The organism is Streptomyces sp. NBC_01304, assembly GCF_035975855.1.
Classification (GTDB): domain Bacteria; phylum Actinomycetota; class Actinomycetes; order Streptomycetales; family Streptomycetaceae; genus Streptomyces.
The window spans coordinates 4,558,023-4,575,212 of record NZ_CP109055.1; the positions used below are offsets into that span (position 1 = coordinate 4,558,023).

The 17,190-nt window shown below is 71.2% G+C and carries 18 protein-coding genes; 7 read left to right on the plus strand and 11 right to left on the minus strand.

Annotation, left to right across the window (positions count from 1 at the left end):
* Positions 1-122: 122 nt before the first annotated feature.
* The 4 genes from OG430_RS19855 to OG430_RS19870 all read right to left on the minus strand — a co-directional run bounded on the left by OG430_RS19855 (position 123) and on the right by OG430_RS19870 (position 3,742).
* Positions 123-1,295 (minus strand): hypothetical protein, encoded by a 1,173-nt coding sequence (locus OG430_RS19855; RefSeq protein ID WP_327353889.1) that lies wholly within the window; start codon positions 1,293-1,295, stop codon positions 123-125.
* Positions 1,295-1,957, minus strand: a complete 663-nt coding sequence (locus OG430_RS19860; protein ID WP_327359157.1) for an RNA polymerase sigma factor — start codon at positions 1,955-1,957, stop codon at positions 1,295-1,297. The genes OG430_RS19855 and OG430_RS19860 overlap by 1 nt, the downstream gene beginning before the upstream one ends.
* 292 nt (positions 1,958-2,249) lie before the next feature.
* A complete protein-coding gene (locus tag OG430_RS19865; protein ID WP_327353890.1) occupies positions 2,250-3,125 on the minus strand; it encodes a hypothetical protein in 876 nt (291 codons plus the stop codon).
* Positions 3,122-3,742, minus strand: a complete 621-nt coding sequence (locus OG430_RS19870) for an RNA polymerase sigma factor (protein ID WP_327353891.1) — start codon at positions 3,740-3,742, stop codon at positions 3,122-3,124. Before OG430_RS19870 ends, OG430_RS19865 begins: the two co-directional genes overlap by 4 nt.
* Before the next feature lie 239 nt (positions 3,743-3,981).
* Here OG430_RS19870 and OG430_RS19875 point away from each other — a divergent pair, with 239 nt between their 5' ends.
* The gene (locus tag OG430_RS19875) at positions 3,982-6,750 is read left to right on the plus strand and encodes an FG-GAP-like repeat-containing protein (protein WP_327353892.1); all 2,769 of its coding nucleotides are present in this window, start codon (positions 3,982-3,984) and stop codon (positions 6,748-6,750) included.
* A 140-nt stretch (positions 6,751-6,890) separates the two neighbouring features.
* Positions 6,891-7,718 carry a hypothetical protein gene (locus tag OG430_RS19880; protein WP_327353893.1) on the plus strand — a complete coding sequence of 276 codons (828 nt, stop codon included), beginning with the start codon at positions 6,891-6,893 and terminating at the stop codon, positions 7,716-7,718.
* 348 nt (positions 7,719-8,066) lie between these two features.
* On the opposite strand, the gene OG430_RS19885 is transcribed toward OG430_RS19880, so the two are convergent.
* Together OG430_RS19885 and OG430_RS19890 are read right to left on the minus strand one after the other, a co-directional pair.
* On the minus strand, positions 8,067-8,591 hold the full coding sequence (locus OG430_RS19885) for an SMI1/KNR4 family protein (RefSeq protein WP_327353894.1): 525 nt from the start codon (positions 8,589-8,591) through the stop codon (positions 8,067-8,069).
* 154 nt (positions 8,592-8,745) lie between these two features.
* Positions 8,746-9,159 carry a hypothetical protein gene (locus OG430_RS19890; RefSeq protein WP_327353895.1) on the minus strand — a complete coding sequence of 138 codons (414 nt, stop codon included), beginning with the start codon at positions 9,157-9,159 and terminating at the stop codon, positions 8,746-8,748.
* Between the two features lie 126 nt (positions 9,160-9,285).
* Here OG430_RS19890 and OG430_RS19895 point away from each other — a divergent pair, with 126 nt between their 5' ends.
* Complete coding sequence (locus OG430_RS19895; protein WP_327353896.1) at positions 9,286-10,065, plus strand: hypothetical protein; 780 nt, start codon at positions 9,286-9,288, stop codon at positions 10,063-10,065.
* Between the two features lie 11 nt (positions 10,066-10,076).
* Complete coding sequence (locus OG430_RS19900) at positions 10,077-10,574, plus strand: DUF1877 family protein (protein ID WP_327359158.1); 498 nt, start codon at positions 10,077-10,079, stop codon at positions 10,572-10,574.
* Between the two features lie 54 nt (positions 10,575-10,628).
* On the opposite strand, the gene OG430_RS19905 is transcribed toward OG430_RS19900, so the two are convergent.
* From OG430_RS19905 to OG430_RS19915, 3 genes are all read right to left on the minus strand, one after another.
* Positions 10,629-11,327, minus strand: coding sequence for a hypothetical protein (locus OG430_RS19905; RefSeq protein WP_327353897.1), 699 nt, complete (start codon positions 11,325-11,327; stop codon positions 10,629-10,631).
* A gap of 110 nt (positions 11,328-11,437) precedes the next feature.
* Complete coding sequence (locus OG430_RS19910) at positions 11,438-11,950, minus strand: hypothetical protein (protein ID WP_327353898.1); 513 nt, start codon at positions 11,948-11,950, stop codon at positions 11,438-11,440.
* An 80-nt stretch (positions 11,951-12,030) separates the two neighbouring features.
* A complete protein-coding gene (locus OG430_RS19915; protein WP_327353899.1) occupies positions 12,031-12,525 on the minus strand; it encodes a hypothetical protein in 495 nt (164 codons plus the stop codon).
* Between the two features lie 250 nt (positions 12,526-12,775).
* Here OG430_RS19915 and OG430_RS19920 point away from each other — a divergent pair, with 250 nt between their 5' ends.
* Positions 12,776-13,264 carry a hypothetical protein gene (locus tag OG430_RS19920; protein ID WP_327353900.1) on the plus strand — a complete coding sequence of 163 codons (489 nt, stop codon included), beginning with the start codon at positions 12,776-12,778 and terminating at the stop codon, positions 13,262-13,264.
* Positions 13,265-13,341: 77 nt separating this feature from the next.
* Here the strand turns inward: OG430_RS19920 and OG430_RS19925 are convergent, their stop codons facing one another.
* On the minus strand, positions 13,342-14,067 hold the full coding sequence (locus OG430_RS19925) for a DUF4328 domain-containing protein (protein WP_327353901.1): 726 nt from the start codon (positions 14,065-14,067) through the stop codon (positions 13,342-13,344).
* 155 nt (positions 14,068-14,222) lie between these two features.
* Complete coding sequence (locus OG430_RS19930) at positions 14,223-15,839, minus strand: beta-N-acetylhexosaminidase (RefSeq protein WP_327359159.1); 1,617 nt, start codon at positions 15,837-15,839, stop codon at positions 14,223-14,225.
* A gap of 162 nt (positions 15,840-16,001) precedes the next feature.
* Here OG430_RS19930 and OG430_RS19935 point away from each other — a divergent pair, with 162 nt between their 5' ends.
* Together OG430_RS19935 and sdhC are read left to right on the plus strand one after the other, a co-directional pair.
* On the plus strand, positions 16,002-16,670 hold the full coding sequence (locus OG430_RS19935) for a 2-oxo-4-hydroxy-4-carboxy-5-ureidoimidazoline decarboxylase (protein WP_327353902.1): 669 nt from the start codon (positions 16,002-16,004) through the stop codon (positions 16,668-16,670).
* 136 nt (positions 16,671-16,806) lie between these two features.
* On the plus strand, positions 16,807-17,187 hold the full coding sequence (gene sdhC, locus OG430_RS19940; RefSeq protein ID WP_327353903.1) for a succinate dehydrogenase, cytochrome b556 subunit: 381 nt from the start codon (positions 16,807-16,809) through the stop codon (positions 17,185-17,187).
* Positions 17,188-17,190 lie beyond the last annotated feature (3 nt).

Sequence of the window (17,190 nt, forward strand, 5' to 3'; positions counted from 1 at the left end):
GGGAACGTGTCCCACCCCTGCCTGTGCACTGAGCCGTGGGGTACGGGGGGAACCCCGGCTCCTGTGCAGTGGGCCGATGACCAGTCGGCTCACTTGATACTGCGCCGCGAGGCCGAAAAGTGTCACACCCCTTGCGAGGTGGTGGCCCTGGGCGTCGCGGCCGGGGTGGCAGCAGGGGTCTCGACCGGGGTCGAGTAGGTCGGGTCGGGGTCCGCGGGGGCGCCGGCCGAGCCGTTGCTCTCGTGGTGGTTGCCGCTGCCCACGCTGCTGGAGGAGCCGCCGGCGTAGCCGTCACCGGGGCCGTCCCCGACGCCGAACTGCGGGTCGGTGCCGTCCCCGTCGTCGCCCTTGCCCTTGTCGGGCTTGTCGTCGGCCGCATCGAGCACCCGGTCACAGAAGCGCCGTACCCGCTCGGCGCCGCCCGCCGCCCGCTCCAGGCGTTTCTTGCTCTCGGGGTCCAGGGTGCCGTTGCGGTAGGCGCGGCAGGCGGCGATGGCACGCTCGGCCCATTTGCCCTTGTCGCCCTCGTCCTTACCGTCTCCGGTGGGCTGCCGTCCGGCCTCCGAGGAGGGTGCGCCACCCGGTGTGGCCTGCCCGCCCGGCGCCTGCGAAGAGGCTTTGCCGTCCGGCGACTCGGAGGCCTCGCCCGCGAGTCCGGGCTTGGAGATGTCCGGCCGCGGGGACTCCTGCGCGGAGGGCGTCGCTTCGGCGGACACGGTGGCGCCGGGCTGCGGCGCCTCCCGCCCGCCGAAAGGGGTCGGGATCACCCCGGCGCCGGCCGCCACGGCGACCCCACCGAGCGTGCAGGCGGCGACCACCGCGGCCAGACCGAAGCGCATGGGCCGGCCCCAGCGGGTGCGCGGGGCGGCGGCCGGTGCGCGGCCGATCCGGACGGCGCCGGTCTCGGCCGCACTTTCCGCCCGGGCCGCGTCGGCCGCACGGACGGCGTTCGCGACGCGGAACGCGGCCAACGCGGCGGCCTCGCCCGGGAGTTCACCGGCCGAGAGGTCGCCGGACGGATGGCCGGTGTCGTGGGCGGGGGCCGCGTCGTGCCGGGCCCCGGCGGGCACGGGGTGCTGTTCGTCTTGGGAGTGCCGGGAGTGCTGGGAGTGCTGGGGGTGGTGGTGAGGGTGGTGGGGCGCGGCCGGGCGACGTACGGTGCGTACGGAATCGAGCAGTTCGGCCAGCCGCTCCGCCTGTTTGCGCTCATGACCGTCGACGGCGTCGAGGGGCTCGCCACGGAGCAAACGCTCCGCCGCGTCCTCACTCAGCCACTTGAAGTGCTCGTCGGCCATCACATGTCCTTCTGCGTCCGCGACCGCGAATGCGTCACACCCGCCGAGGTCACCGCGCGCCTGCGATGCGCCCTTTGCGGTGGTACGCCCTCCAGCGTGCCGTCGGCGTTCGGGTTCTCCCCGAGCAGCTCGGCCAGCCGCTTCAGGCCCCGGTGCGCGGCGGTGCGTACGGCTCCCGGACGCTTGCCGAGCGTCTGGGCCGCGCTCTTCGCGTCGAGCCCGACGACCACGCGCAGCACGACGGCCTCGGCCTGGTCCTGCGGGAGCTGGGAGATCAGGGCCAGGGTGTCGCCGGTGGCCAGGGCCTCCATCGCCTCGCCCGCGGTGTCCGACTCTGCGGGCTTTGCGGTGAGTTCGTCCTCGTCGCCGCCGATCGCGGGGCGGCGGCCGCGCATGCGGATGTGGTCGAGCGCGCGATTTCGGGCGATGCGGGCGGCCCAGCCCCGGAAGCGGTCGGCGTCGCCGCTGAACCGGTCGAGGTCGCGGGCGATCTGCAGCCAGGCCTCCGAGGCCACGTCCTCGGCGTCGTGATCCCCGACGAGGGTGCGTATATAGCCCAACAACCGCGGGTGCACTGCGCGGTACACAGAACGGAACGCGGTCTCGTCCCCATCCTGTGCCGCTAGCACCGCGGTGGTCAGCTCCGCGTCGTCCCCCAGCACGTCCCTCATCCCGCCCATGTCGCAGTCGGCGCGAACCAGCACGCTACGGCCTGAATGGGGCTCCCGTCCATGTCGGAACGGCCTCACATCGATGTTTGTACAACCTGCAACTATCGGGTGACGCAGCGCGGTGTGACAGAAACCGCATGCATGGCGCTGATGTAAGTACGGACCGCATGCCGGTCCGCCCGTGCGACGACCGGGGCCTCTCCTGTGGGGGGTGGCGGCCCCGGTCGTTCGCTCTGCGGGTTGGCGGGGTTGGCTGCTGCCGGCCGGTGCGGCTGGTTGCTTGTCACCTGCGGGTCGGTGGGGGCTGGTCGCGCAGTTCCCCGCGCCCCTTCGGGGCGCCCACTTCGTCGGCGCAGAACGCCGGCACGTCGGCCTCCCCTCCCGCCGCCTCGACCAGGCGCTGCCAAGCCGTCGCGTCGATCGCGGCCCCTCGGCCCTCGACCTTGGCGAAGGCCCAGCACAGCGCTTCCAGGTCCTGGGCGGGTGCGGCCTGTGACGGGCGCTGTGGGTGGAGGGGGTCCTTGGTGGCGTCCGGGGCCTTGGAGGCCGAAGGGCGGGGCGAGGTCGCGGGGGTCGTCGGCTCACTGGAAGGCGCCGTGGGGGACGTAGCGACTGGAGGCGAACTCTTCGGCTCAGCAAGGGACTTGGGCTCTTGTTCTTCATCCGCGGGCGCGCCGATGCCCGCCACCGCCACGCCGCCGACCGTCAGCCCCGCGAGCAACGCGCCGACCGTGGCCCGCACCGCGAACCGCTGCCGGGGCGAGCGCGGCCGCCAGTCGTCGCGCCGCCGGGGGCGCGCCGCGAGCGCGCCGGAATCACGGGCGGCCCGGAAGGCACCGAGCGCCTCGGTCAGGGCGTGGTCGTCGGGGTCGGGGTCGGTGGGACGGGCCACGGCCTGGAACAGCTCGCCGAGCGCGGGCCGTTCGGCACGTACGCTCCGCCCTTCGGGCCCGTCCGCCACTTCGGCCAGCACGGCGTCGAGGCGCGGGTCCTCCGGGTGGTCGCCGGCACCGGCGTCGGCACCTGCGCCTGAGCCCGCGCCTTCGCCGTCGCCTTCACTTTCGCCGGGCAGAACGCGCTCAACGTGCTCGCCCTGGCACGCCTGGCGCACCTCGGGCTCGTCCGCTTCTCCGCGTGGCCGAAATTCGTTGGCACTCATCTCGTCTCACCCAGCGTCCGCGACCCGTCATCCGTCACACGCCCCGGCCCGACCTGCTCCGCGAGCCGCTTCAGCCCGCGGTACGCCGCGGTCCGCACGGCCCCCGGACGCTTGCCGAGGACCCGGGCGGTCGAGGGCCCGTCGAGCCCGACCACGACCCGGAGCAGCACCGCCTCCGCCTGGTCCCGTGGCAGCCCGGCGATCAGTTCGAGCGCCGCACCGGTGGAGATCGACTCCAGCGCTTCCGCCGACGTGTCGCGCCCGTCCGGCAGTTCGAGCAGATCCTGCTCGAGCCCAGATGCCCGCGGCCTTACCTTCAGCCGGCGCAGATGATCGAGGGCCCGGTGCCGCGCGATGGTCGCGGTCCAGCCGCGAAATCCGGCCCCGTCGCCCCGGAACCGCCCGAGGTCCCGCGCGATCTCCAGCCAGGCCTCGGCCGCGACGTCCTCGGCCTCGTCCCCGACGAGTCCGCGCAGGTACCCGAGCATGCCCGGCTGCACCAGCCGGTACGCGACCTCGAAGGCCCCCTCGTCCCCCTCCTGGGCCCGCGCCACAGCCGCGCCCAGCTCCTCGTCGAACGCTTTCCCACGACGACGAGGCTCCGCTCCCTGCCCCACGCGTTCCTCTTCGTACGGATGCGGCACCGGTCACCGTGCCCATGTCTCCCCACGGGCTACTGCGCCACGGCACACAGAAACGTCACAGGTTCCGGCCCCCGCCAGGTGGACCGCCTCCCACTGAGTGACGTGAGCCACATCCGCACAACGTGTGACGTTCTTCGGAGGTCTACCGCTGAATGGAACGACACCCGTACAACGGGTGAGGTATTTGTGAACTTCAGTGAGGGGTGGGGTGTGTGAGCCCGCGGGCAGAACGCACAAAGCGGAACAGGTCGACCAAGCACGCGTATCAGCCACTGAGCCTGAAGCGCCGCGCCTGGCTGACCATCGGGGCCGTCGTGCTGGGGGGCGCGGGCGCGGTCACGTACGCCACTGCCGGACAGAGCGACAGCACCGACGCCGCGGGCGAGCGCACCAAGCGTCCCGCCGAGGTGCACGACATCGCGCTCAAGGCCGACGGCAGCGACGAGCGGGAGCTGCCGCGTACCGGGACCGAACTGTTCTCGCTGCTCGGTGTCTCGTGGGACGGGGCCAAGAAGGAGCTGGACGGCACCGCTCAGGTGCGGACCCGGTCCGTGGAGACCGGACAGTGGAGCGGCTGGCAGGGGCTCGACCTGGAGCTGCACCTGCCCGAGGAGGGCGTCGCCCCGGCCGGGCTGCGGGCCGCCTCCGAGCCGCTCTGGGTCGGACCGTCCGACGGCGTCGAGGTACAGGTCGTGGCCGCCGACGGAACGGCAAGTGCCGCACTGCCCAAGGGGCTTGAGGTCAATCTGGTCGACCCGGGCGTGACCGCCAAGGAGGCCGCGAACCCGGCTCTGAAGGAGGGCACGACGCCCGCCGCCTACCCCGCCGAGCCGGTCGCGTACGCCGAAGAGGAGACCCCGACTCCGACCCCGGACCCGGGCACCTCCACCCCACAAGAGCCGCCCTCCGGCCCGGAGACCCCGCCGACGGGCGACCCGGCGACCAGTTCCCCCGCGCCGAGCGACTCGGGCACCCCGACGGCCTCGCCGTCGCCCACCCCGACCAAGCCGGTCCCGCTCCCGTCCACGGTGAAGCGCCCGCCGATCACCAGCAGGGCCGCGTGGGGCGCCGACGAGTCGATCGTCGACGACCCGGCCGAGTACATCGACAAGGTCCAGGCGGTCTTCATCCACCACACGGTGGGCGCCAACAACTACTCCTGCGCCGAGTCGGCCTCCCTGGTGCGCGGCGTCATGGAGTACCACGTCAACGTCAACAAGTGGAACGACCTCGGCTACAACTTCCTGGTCGACAAGTGCGGCCAGATCTTCGAGGGCCGAGGCGGCGGCGCCGACCTGCCGGTCAAGGGCGCGCACACCGTCGGCTACAACTCGTACTCGACGGGCATCGCGCTGCTCGGCGACTTCGAGGGCGATGCCGCCCAGAACATCCCGGCGGGCAAGCCCACCCGGGCCGCCCTGGAGTCGGCGTCGCGGGTCGCGGCCTGGAAGCTCGGCCAGTACGCGGGCGACCCCAAGGGCAAGGTAACGCTGCAGCAGATCCTGACGGACGCCAACGGCGACCCGCACAACGGTGAGTTGAAGTCCTTCAACGTCATCTCGGGCCACAAGGACGGCTACGCCACCCAGTGCCCCGGCGCGAACCTCTACTCGAAGCTGGGCACGATCCGCGACCTCACCGCGAGCCCGCTGAAGAACGCGGCCGCCGCGACCGCCGACTTCAACCGTGACGGCATCAACGACATGGTCGCCGGCACCCCGAAGGCCTCGGGCAGCGCCGGCTCCCTGACCGTCGTCCCCGGCGGCCTGAACGGCCCGGTCGCCGGCTCGAAGAAGACGATCACCCAGTCCAGCCCGGACGTCCCCGGCGCCAACGAGGCCGGCGACAACTTCGGCGCCTCGAACGCCTGGGGCGACATCAACGGCGACGGCTACGCGGACCTCGCGATCGGCGTCCCCGGCGAGGACGACACGTCCGGCCACGCGGACCGCGGTGCAGTAACGATCCTCTACGGCCCGGCCCTGAACACCGGCACGTCCTACACCCTGGACGACGGATTCCACGCCACCGGCGGCAAGTTCGGCTCGACCGTCGCGGTCGCGGACTTCAACTCCGACGGCAAGGCCGACGTCTTCACGGTCGCGCCCGGCACCGGCGGCAGCTGGGACGTCCGGACCAGCGACACCTCGAGCATGGGCGGCGCCCTGACCGGCTCGTCCGGCGCACTGCAGTCGGTCGACTCGGCGACGGGCGACTTCAACAAGGACGGCTACGCGGACGTCGCCCTCAACTACCGCGACCCGGCAGGCAAGGGCTACGTCACCTGGTTCAAGGGCTCGCGCTCGGGCCTGAGCAAGCAGGGCGTCCTGTCGGGCGTGAAGGGCGGCCGCTCGATCACGGCGGGCGACTTCAACGGCAACGGCTTCGACGACATCGTCATCGGCCAGCCGTACGCCTCCGAGTCCGCCGGCAACTCTGGCGGCCAGGTCGTCATGCTCCCGGGCACGGCGACCGGCTTCACGACCACCGGCATGCGTACGGTCACCCAGTCCACGGCCGGCGTCCCCGGCGCCTCCGAGTCGGGCGACGGCTTCGGCTACTCGGTCTCGGCCGGCGACTTCAACGCCGACGGCCGCGCGGACCTGCTCGTCGGCGGCCCCGGCGAGGACATCACCCGCACCACGTCCCGCAAGGACGCCGGTGCGACCTGGCTCCTGAAGTCCGACTCCGGTGGCATCACGGGCACTTCGTCCCGCGACTTCAGCCAGGACACGGCCGGCATCCCCGGCTCGACGGAGGCGGGCGACCGCTTCGGCTCGTCCGTCACGCTGTCGGACCTGAGCGGGTACGGCCGGGCGGACGTGGCGATCGGCGCGGACGGCGAGGACGCGGGCAACGGCACGATCCTCCAGCTGGACAGCACCAGCTCGGGCATCTCGCTCACGAACCCGGTGTATTACTCGAGCTCGGTGCTCAAGACACCGGCGGGGGCCCGGCTGGGCCAGACCTTGGCGCCGTAAGAGCTGTTTGTTCGTTCGTACGTCACGACGGCCGGGCTCTCCTCGCGGAGGGGCCGGCCGTCGTCGCGTACCGGCACCCGGTGCGACGATGAACGACCGCCCGTCCGCCCCGCCCCGCCCCGGATCCTGGGAGACCCCCTGTGCCCGCCGCTCGCCCCCGCCTCCTCTACGTCACCGACCTCGCCTACCCCGCCCGCGGGCGCCGCTACTGCGACGAGGACATCGCCCTCACTGCCCGCCTCCGCGAGGACTTCGACCTCGCCCTGTGCCACCCCCTGGACGCGACGGCCCTGATGGACGCCCACGACGCGGTGGTGGTCCGCAACAGCGGCCCGGTCCTGCACTACCAGGAGGCGTACGACACGTTCCGCACGGAGGCACTCCGCCGCGGCACCCGCGTCTACAACCCCTTGTCCGGCCGGGCCGACATGGCGGGCAAGCAGTACCTCCTCGACCTGACCGCGGCCGGCTACCCGGTCATCCCGACGGTCGACCGCCCCCAGGATCTCGACCGCCTGCCTCTCGTCGACTCGTACGCGGTCAAACCGAAGGCGGGCGCGGACTCGATAGGCCTGACCTTTGTGGGGCGCGAGGAACTGCCCGGCCTCACCTACGACGACACCGTCCTGGTCCAGCCGCGCATCGACTTCCGCTACGAGGTGTCCTTCTACTACGTCGACGACACCTTCCAGTACGCGCTCAACGCCCCCGACCCCGCCCGCCGTTGGGACCTCCAGCCGTACGAGGCCACGGAGGCGGACCTCGACTTCGCGCGGCGCTTCATCGACTGGAACACGCTCGACCACGGCATCCAGCGGGTCGACGCCTGTCGCACCCAGGAGGGGGAGCTGTTGCTGGTGGAGTTGGAGGACCTGAATCCGTACCTGTCGCTCGACCTCGTTCCCGAGGAAACCCAGGTCGGGTTCGTACGCAGCATGAAGACATCACTGCACCGGTTCCTGTCATGACTCAAATGGAACTCCTGGCGCTGATCGGCGAGTTGGCATCCGATTCAGCGCGGCACCTGACGTGCCCCAGGGCGGGCCATTCCGCCGGGCACCTCTGCCTCGATCCGCCGGGCACCTCTGCCTCGATCCCTCCGGAGAGTCCCTCCTCGAAATGCGCGCCTGGGCCCACGACGACTGGTGGATCGGCTGCGGGGTGGTCCAGGAAGCGGACGGGCCAACCGTCGTGGCCCTGGCGGCGGCTCCTCGCCGTCACCAGCCGGCCCCGGCCACCCCGGCCACGGCCCGAGCTCCAGTACCGGAGCCCGGGCCGTCGCTGTCGTCAATCCAGGCTGAGAACCACAGCCGTTTCTAGGGCAGGAATTCCCAGAACGTCCCATCAGGCGCACGGTCGCGAGAACACAGCGTCACGTCCCTACCTTCGAGATAAGCCAGCAGCCACTCGCTGAACGTCATCGCGTAGAGAGTCCACGCCGGACTATCCATCTCCTGAACCACGACTCGCCATGGCGAAGCAGGGCTTTCAGGAACACGAAGGAAAACCGCCTCCCCCGTCGTAGCCGTCGCCACCGGCATCAATTCGCCAGGGTTCGCTCCTACCGGACTCGGCAGGAATTCCGCCATGTCCTCCTCGCTCCAGAGCTCTAGGTCCCCCCTGATCATCGTCCCCAGATCATGCAGAAGATGACCGGCCGGGTGCTTCAGATACAACTGCCCGTTGATCTCGATCGAGCCATATGCATCGACGATCTCACGGAATTCGACAGGAAATTCGACACCGAGTTCCTGCTGAAGCGCCAGCCACGGCTCCGGGTCCGACGAATTGAACTGGGGCGCACCCAACAAGGCTTGTATCTCTGAAAATGTCGCCACCACTAGCCCCCTCCTAACAAGTCGACCCACTCCGTGCCGGCCCTCCGCACGAGGACTTCTCCGACATAGGCGCAGAAAGCAATACCTTCCGGATGCGGCGGAGGTTCAGCAGAAAGCCCCCAGGACGGCCAATTCAGAGAGTCAATTGCAGCGGGATCTAATGCAGTTGGGTCCCATCCCCCTCCCCCACACCCCGCAACGCATCCCAGCACAAGAGCCGTAACGACCCCTCCCCCTCGAAACACAGCCGCGCCTCCTCCACCGGATCCCACAGCCGGCCGTCCGCCGTGCGTACCCGGCAGCCGCCGTACGCCTCCTCCCAGACCGCGCCCGCCTGACGGACCAGCACCTCGCCCGCGTACGCCCCGAAGCCGCGCAGCGTCGTCGCGATCGCCTCGTGCGGCGGGTTCTCGCGGCGGATTTCGGCGATGAGGCGGTCCAGGCTCCAGAGGCTGGTCGGGGTGTAGTCGAGGCGCAGCCGGGCGCCCTCACGGAGCATGGAGACCGTGTCGGCGGCCCAGCGGGTGGGCTTGGCGGGGGTGGGGCGCGGGGTCTGGTGTGGTGGGGTCACGTAAGTGCAGAGCGCAGGCCGGGCGGAGATCGTCACTCGGCGCGCGGGGTGTGACGCGCGGGGAACGCCCCGCGCTGTAGAGGTGTCCGGCTGCACCCCCGTACGACCGAAGGCACCGTGAACAACGTGAACCACATGCGCGTACGCCCCCTCGTCGCCGGCCTCGCCGCCCTCGCCTCGCTCACCCTCGTCGCGGGCTGCTCGGGCTCGGACTCGGACTCGGATTCCGGGAAGGGCGGCAAGCAGCACGGCTCGCAGCAGCGGCAGCCCGAGCCGACCTCCACCAAGGCCGAGGCGAAGGCCAAGGGCGACGCCACGGCCGTCCTCGGCGAGGCCCGGCTGAAGGCCGCCCTGGTCACCGAAGCGGAGGCGAAGGACAAGGGCTACACGGCCGTGGACAACGACGCCAAGGCGGCCCGCCCCACCGCCGGCAGGCCCGAGTGCCGCGCGCTCGCCGACGCGACGGCGTCCGGCGTCGAGCGCACCCCGGCCGCGAAGGCGTGGACGAGCCGTTCGTACGGGTCGACGACATCGGCGGGGCTCGCCGTCACGACCGTCCTCATGTCGTACGAGGGTGTGGGGGCGGCCCGGACCGTCGCGGATCTGCGTACGGCCATCGGGGCCTGCGGGTCGGGGTTCAAGACGAGGGGGAACAGCGACGGTTCGACGCTGACGTATGTATCCGTGCGGAGCGGGAAGGCGCCCGAGGGCGGCGACGAGGCCCTGGCCTGGACGATGACCGGTGAGGCGCAGGGGCAGCGGGTGCCGCTGAACTGGACCGCCGTACGGGAAGGCGACACCGTGGCGCTGTTTCTCACCATCCACCGGACCGACCCCGCAGGGGCCAAGTTGCCGCAGGACCTACTGGACGCGCAGCTGGCGAAGCTCTCGGCGGCGGGGAAGTAGGGGGCGTGAGCATGTACTTCCATCTGCGAGCAGTGCCGCCCGGCGAGCTGCGCGGCGATGTCCCTTGGTTCGAGGGGCTGTTCGCCGATGACTGGGACGCGGTGCGCGAGCGCTGCGCCGAGCATCGGGAAGTGGTACTCGACAAGAGGTACGTATCGGTGGACGAGCTCTACACCGGCACCAGAGGCCGCCCGGGCACGGGCGAGTTCCGGGACCTGCCGGTGCTCGGCGCCGGGCAGGTGATCCCGCGCGAGGACGAGCGGATGCCGCCCTTCGTGGTGCTCGGGCCCGAACTGGTCGCCCGGGCAACGGAGTTCCTCGTCGGCGCGGACTTCGCGGAGCTGTGGCGGGCCCGGCTCGAGGACCACACGGCCTGGCACGGCGCGCCCGAGCCCGAGGCGGCGGCCGCCTGGCGGGACGATCTCGCACAGGCACACCGTGAGTTGACGGAGTTCTATGTGCGGGCGGCGGAGGCCGGGGACGTCGTCGTGAAGACGCTGCTCATCTAGCTCATCCATCTCATCCAGGCCCCACGCCGCTTCCGGGCCGCCGGCCCTGCGCGCTCAAACGTGCGTGTCGGCAGGCGAGTTGGGCGCCGCGACGAGCCGGTCACCGTACCGGTCCTCGGCCGTCCGCTGCCGGTACGCGCCGATCTCCGGACCCGAGAGGATCAGCGTGAGGACGGGGTGGTCGAGGGCGTCGTTGGAGGGCGAGGGCTTCGACGTGTTCAGGTCCTCGATGGTGAGCCCCGGGCAGACCGCCCGCGCGGGGAGCTCCACCTCCACCAGGACGTCCCGGTCCCGGTGTATCCGGAAGGCTCCGGACGCGGGGGACTTCAAGGGCTTGCCCAGGACGTCCCCGACCGCGGTGACCCGCAGCCCTTCACCGGTCGCGATGCGCCCCTGTCCGTGCGGCCCGAACACCTCGACGGCGCCGCGCAGTTCGGGGATCCGACCGGCCGATCCCTTGGGGGACTTGAGCAGCAGGGGCTCGTCCTCGGCCGCGACGGTCGCGTTGACGATGAAGCGGCCGCGGTCCTTGGCCTTGAGCTTGTGATAGCCGTAACTGCGCACCGTGAGTCGCAGGCTGCCGCCCGCTTCCTCCCGGACCATGCCGCCCTTCCCGCATCGCGAGAGGCGCGCCTTCCCGCCGCCGGGCAGCGCCGCGTCGGCGCCGGCCCGCACGGGCGCCGGGCCCGACGGATCGTCTCCGCCGCCCCCGTCGACGTACAGCAGGAGCCCCAACAGCCCGGCGACCGGCACCGCGAGCACTCCCCACGACCGCCACGAAACCCGCCCCGCCCGAAACACTCGGCCCCCTCTGTGCCCCTCAGACCCGCGCCCTCAGACCCGCGCCCTCAGACCTGCGGCTCTCAGACCCTGCCGCGCGCCCGCCGCGACACCACGGCCCGCACGATGCGGCGTCCTTCCGTCGATACGTCGACCGCCTGCCGAAGGCCGCCCACCCCGCGGCCCGCGAGCAGCTCCAACACCCTTATCTGGCGCTGGAGTTCACCGGCCGCCAGGGGCCCGTCCCCCGCCACGTCGAGCCCGCGGTGGATCTGCAGCGCCGCCGCCGAGCAGGCGTCGGCCCACTCGCGCAGACCCGGCCCGGACCGCTCGGCGGGCACGGCGGCCAGCATGCGCAGCGCGAGCGCGGCCGCGTCGCCGGAGCCGTGGCCGGGCGCGGCAGGCCCCGGGAGCGCGTCCCGCACCAACCCGAGCGGCACCCTCCAGCACTCGCCCTCCGCGAGGCTCGCCCACAGCGGGCGCAGCGCGTCGTCCGGGGCGTCGAGCAGGGGCAGGCAGCGGTCGAGACAGGCGAGGCCGCTCGCGGCGAGGCCTCGCTCGTCGGCCTGAGCGATCAGTTCCACCAGGCTGGGCACGGGACCTCCGGGGGCGTTGCGGACGCGCTACTTCCCCTTACTGCGTTCCGCTTCCCGGAAACGTCACTCGGCCCCGGCCCTCACTGCCCCGGGATCCCCAGCCGCTCCAGGAACCGGAAGAAGAGCAGCTCGGCCGACGGTTCGGCCGGCGCGTTCAGCACCTGCTCGACCTGCTCGACGTCCGCCACCCGCCCGGCCTCCGCGGCCCAGCCGACCGCCCGCTCGGCGGCGTCGCGCGGCGGCAGGAACAGGTCGTCCGGCTCCTTGCCGTCCGCGCCCAGATACCCGGCCATCGCCTCCCGCGCGAGGCACGCGTTCCACGCCCCGCTCTCGGGTCCCGCCGCCTCGACGGCCACGCAGTCGCTGTCCATCACGAACCCGAACAGCGCGGGCGCCCCCGTCTCGTCGGCGACCTTGGTCATCGAGCCGACCTCGGGCACGGTGGCCTCCCAGATCTGCCAGCCGTCCGCGCGCTGCTCGTGCAGCGTCAGCCCGTCGCGTACGCCGCTGAGCGCGGCCAACTCCGCGAGCGGACGCGCGCTGCGGCCGACGACGTAGTAACCCCAGAAGCCCATGACTGTGTCCCCCTGCCCCCATGTATCGCTCGCCATCGAGTGAGCGGCTTGGCATGAATCCAACACACCTGTAAGCGAGTTCGCCACCCATACCGCACATACGGACCGCGTCCGAGCAGTTCGGCGGGGTCGCGCGCCGTTCGGGTGAGCGCCCGGAGCCGCTGGGTGCGCCGCTTCATGTTGCCGGTCGAAATCATACGTAATGGGCGGGTTACCCCTCTGGTCAATCCTCAGCCGAAGGAGCTCATCCGTGGCACCCAGCACCCTCGCCCGCGCCGCCGTCACCGGCCTCTCCCTGCTCGCCCTGGCCCTGCCGGCCTCCGCGGCGCAGGCCCTCGACGCGGCCCCGAAGCCGCCGTGCGCCGCGTACGAGAAGACCGTCGAGCGGCACAAGGCGACGATCGGCAAGATGACCGTGGACATCGAGGAGCTGGAACTCACGGCGTTCGAGACCGACTCCCGCGTCGAGTACGCGCACGTCGTCTGGTACGAGGCGCGCGACGCCTACCGCGACCTCAGCGAGGACGCCGAGGAGATGGGCCTGACCGAGGACGACCTCGCGGAGCTCATGAAGCAGCGCGACGAGGCGTACGTGAAGTACCAGAAGGCCCAGGAGGAGGACAGGGCCGCCAGCGCGGCGCTGAAGGCGGCGGAGTCCTCCCCGGAACTCGCGAAGGCGAAGCAGCTCCTCGCCCGCGCGGAGAAGGCACTCCAGACCTGCCTCGACCGTCAGGCGTGACGCGAGCTACGCCGCAGCACTGAACGGGCCGGGCTCCGCCACCAGTTGGTGGCGGAGCCCGGCCCGTTCGCGTACGGCTAGAGGTGCCGGCCGGGCATGGGCAGCGGTTCACCCGGCCCGCGCAGGGCCTTCTCGTGCTGCATGCGCGTGAGGCGTGCCACGAAGACGATGGCGAGGACGGCGGCCGCGATGTCGATGAGATCGCTGACCACGACGCCCATGAGCGCCTGCTTGATGTCCGCCGCCTCCTCGGCCTTCATGTACCGCTGAGTGGCGAAGCGGCCGTACACCAGGTTCACGATCCACACGGTCCACCAGGCATTGAGCAGGCCCCTGGAGCGGTTGCTGCCCTCGATGGTGCTGGCGTTCCAGATGTCGCTCGCGATCTGCTTCGGGAACCAGAGGTTGACCACCGGCACGAACCAGCCCCAGATGACCCAGCCGCGCTTCTTGGCGTGGTACTCGGGCGCGAAGACCTCGGCGTTGACGCGCGCGCGGTGGAACCAGACGATGAACACGACTGCGGCCGCGATGAGTGCCGCGACCTGCGCGACGCCGGACGCCGCGTACAGCGTGTCCGCCCGGTCGGCCTCCTCGAGGGTGTAACTGCCGTGACCGAGGATCCGCTCGAAGAGATCCCACGAGGCGAATCCCTGCCACACCGCGAACAGATCGGTGGCGATGACGAGGCCGAGCACGGCCACGACCGCCTTCGACAGACCGACGGGCGACCGGAGCGCAGCCGACGGAGCGATGCGGTACTGCTCGGGCGGTGGCGGCGGAGCGACGGGCATCTGGGACATACAAACCCCCCACGGGTTCTGGATCACATTGCGTGCTGACATGCGCAGCGGACCGCCTCTCCCCAGGACGGCCCGCACGCCTGCGCGAACTTATGTGATTCTGATACGCCGCGTCCAACGCAAAAGCTCCAAAATCAGCGGAGCTCAGCCCCGGATCAGCCCAACTTCTGAGCCAACTTCCCGAACTCCCCCCAGGAGAGCGAAGGTTGCCTCGCATCCCACACCTTCTGAGCCAGCGCCCGGATGGGCATCCGCACCCCCGCCGCCACCTGGTCCTGCGTCTGCGCGTCGGAGAAGTCGCACCAGACCGCCAGCCGCGCGCCCAGGATCTTGTCGCCGTACGACGCCGGCACCGGCTTGCTGCCACGCACCACGAGCGGGGTCCACTCCTGGTAGATGCGCTGCCCGGTCGGGTACTTGAAGGTGTTGGGCTCGCCGAGCACGTAGTACAGGTACTCGTCGTTGAGATTGACCAGCTTGCGACCGTCCTTCAGATACTCGACCGGCTCGCGCGCGCTGTACTCCTTGCCCGTCCAGTACTCGACCTCCAGGTCGCGCGCCGCCGCCACGATCCCGCCGCGGAACAGCCCGTCGTTCCAGACCTTGAGCTTCTTCTCGTACGGACGGAGCACCGCGGCCCGGTCGTTCAGCCAGCCGGTGGCCAGGTCCTGGACCTTGGCCTTCGGGCCGAACTTCTGCCGGGCGAGCGCGGTCAGCTGGGGGTAGGAGGCCTCGGGGTTCGGGACCATCAGGGCCCGGTACTCGTCTGCGCCGAGGTGCCAGTACGCACCCGGGAAGAGCTTCGCGTACTCGCGGAGCAGGTCGTCGACGATGCGGGCCGAGGCCGGCTTGGAGATGTCGACGGCGCCCCGGGACGGCACCCCGCGCGTGTCGCGCAGCTGCAGGTCGGGGTGCGCCTTCATGACCGCGCCGAGGTGGCCCGGCGAGTCGATCTCGGGGATGACGGTGATGTGCAGGCTGTCCGCGAGGGCCAGGATCCGCTTCACCTCGGCCTTCGACAGGCGCTGCGCGGAGACGACCTCCGGGTGCGAGGACGACTCGATGCGGAAGCCCTGGTCGTCGGAGAAGTGCAGGCCCAACTGGTTGTACTTGAGGTCGGCCAGCTCGCGGATCCGGTCCTCGATCCAGCCCGCCGTGAAGTGCTTGCGCGCGATGTCGAGCATGAAGCCGCGCTGCGCCTTGGCCGGCTCGTCGCGCACGATGCCCTCGGGGGCCGCGCCCTCGCCACGGGCCATCTGCTTCAACGTACGCGTGCCGTAGAAGACCCCGGAGGGGCCGGTCGAGGAGATCCGCACCCGGCGGTCGCTGACGCTGAGGGTGTACGCCTCCGGGTTCTCGGCGCCCGAGACGAGGGCCAGCTCCACATCGCCCTCGCGCGGCTGCTCGCCCTCGGCGAAGCCCAGCTTCAGCTCGCCCGCGAGCAGCCGGGCCTCGTCGCCCAGCTCGGGTGCGTCGGCCCCGGCGACGACGACGCGGCCTTCCTTCGCCGGTTTCCAGCCGGGCCCGCGCGCGGCCTTGTGCTCGCGGACGGCGGGGATGGTGCGGGGCGCCTTCGACAGGGCGTAGTTCCGGCTCGGCTCGGGGGCGGGGCTCGATACGGCGGGCGGGCTGTCGTCGGCGTGGTCGGCTGGTCCTGGGCCGTTGCCGGAGCCGGTCGGCCATAGGGCGACGGCCAGTACGGCACCCCCGCCCGCCAGCAGGCCGGCGGCTACAAGACCCCTCGGGCGGCGTGCGCCCGCATGGCGATTCATCACGTCAGCAACCTCCCACGCCAAGACCGACGCCGCGTTCCACGGTCACCCAGGCGTTCCGAAACTCTCCCTTCCGGGTGAAATTCGTGCATCCGTCGGACAGCTCCCGTCATCCGTAGATAGCGTTGACGCCACTCCCCCCACTCTTTCCGCACAACCTCTATGCCACCTCTGTCGTCTTCACAGTGCCCATCACACTTCTGCCGTCCCGGCCGCACCGAGGAGCGCAAGCTGCCCACCACCCCTCGACTGCCCGACCGCGTCGCCATACCGCTCCAGGCCCACGCGGCATCCGGCGCGCCCGGCGAGTCGGGCACCTCCACCGTGCACCGGGGGCTCGGCCACTTCAACCACGCCGAGGCGGCCATCGCGGAAACCGCGCTGCGCACCTGCTGCGCCAGCCACCGCTGGGCCCAGCGCGTCGCCGCCCACCGTCCCTACCCCGACCTGGACTCCCTCCTGGCCGCGGCCGACGAGGCGAGCTACGACCTGGCGATCACCGACCTCGACGAGGCCCTCTCGGGCGAATCGCCGGGCGGCCCGCATCCGGACCTCACGCCGCGCGCCGCCCAACTGGCACTGGGCGCCGCGCACGCGAAGTACGAGAGCACCTTCGGCCACGCCTTCGTGATCAGCCTCGTCGGCCTGCCCACGGCCGAACACCTCGACCACACCCTGGCCGGACTCCGCTCCCGGCTCGGCAACGAACCGGACGAGGAACGCGCGGTCGCCGCCGAGGAGCTGCGCAGGCTCGCACGTGCCCGTATCGCCCGACTGATCGGGGAATTTCGGGATTTCGACCCCACCGATAGCCCGTACGTGCCTGTTTGATCACACCTAAGGCCCCCCGGCAGGTGTACCGACACTTGGTCGATACGATGACGGACGGCCGGTGGACCGTACCCGGCCGGGCCCGTCCGACAGAGAAGCCGGCAGGCCCCAATCCCCGCTCCCGGAGGGTTCTTCCGTGCCGGCTGGAACGCTGTACCGCGGCCGGGAAGGAATGTGGTCCTGGGTGGCTCATCGAGTCACCGGCGTCCTCATCTTCTTCTTCCTGTTCGTACACGTCCTCGACACCGCTCTCGTCCGCGTCTCCCCCGAGGCGTATGACGATGTCGTGGCCACCTACAAGACGCCGATCGTGGCACTGCTGGAATACGGCCTGGTCGCGGCCATCCTGTTCCACGCGCTCAACGGCCTGCGCATCATCGCCGTCGACTTCTGGTCGAAGGGCCCGCGCTACCAGAAGCAGATGCTCTGGACCGTGCTCGGCATCTGGATCGTGATGATGGCCATGGCCCTGTACCCGGTGCTCGGCCACGCCGTACGCGAAGTCTTCGGGAGCTGACGC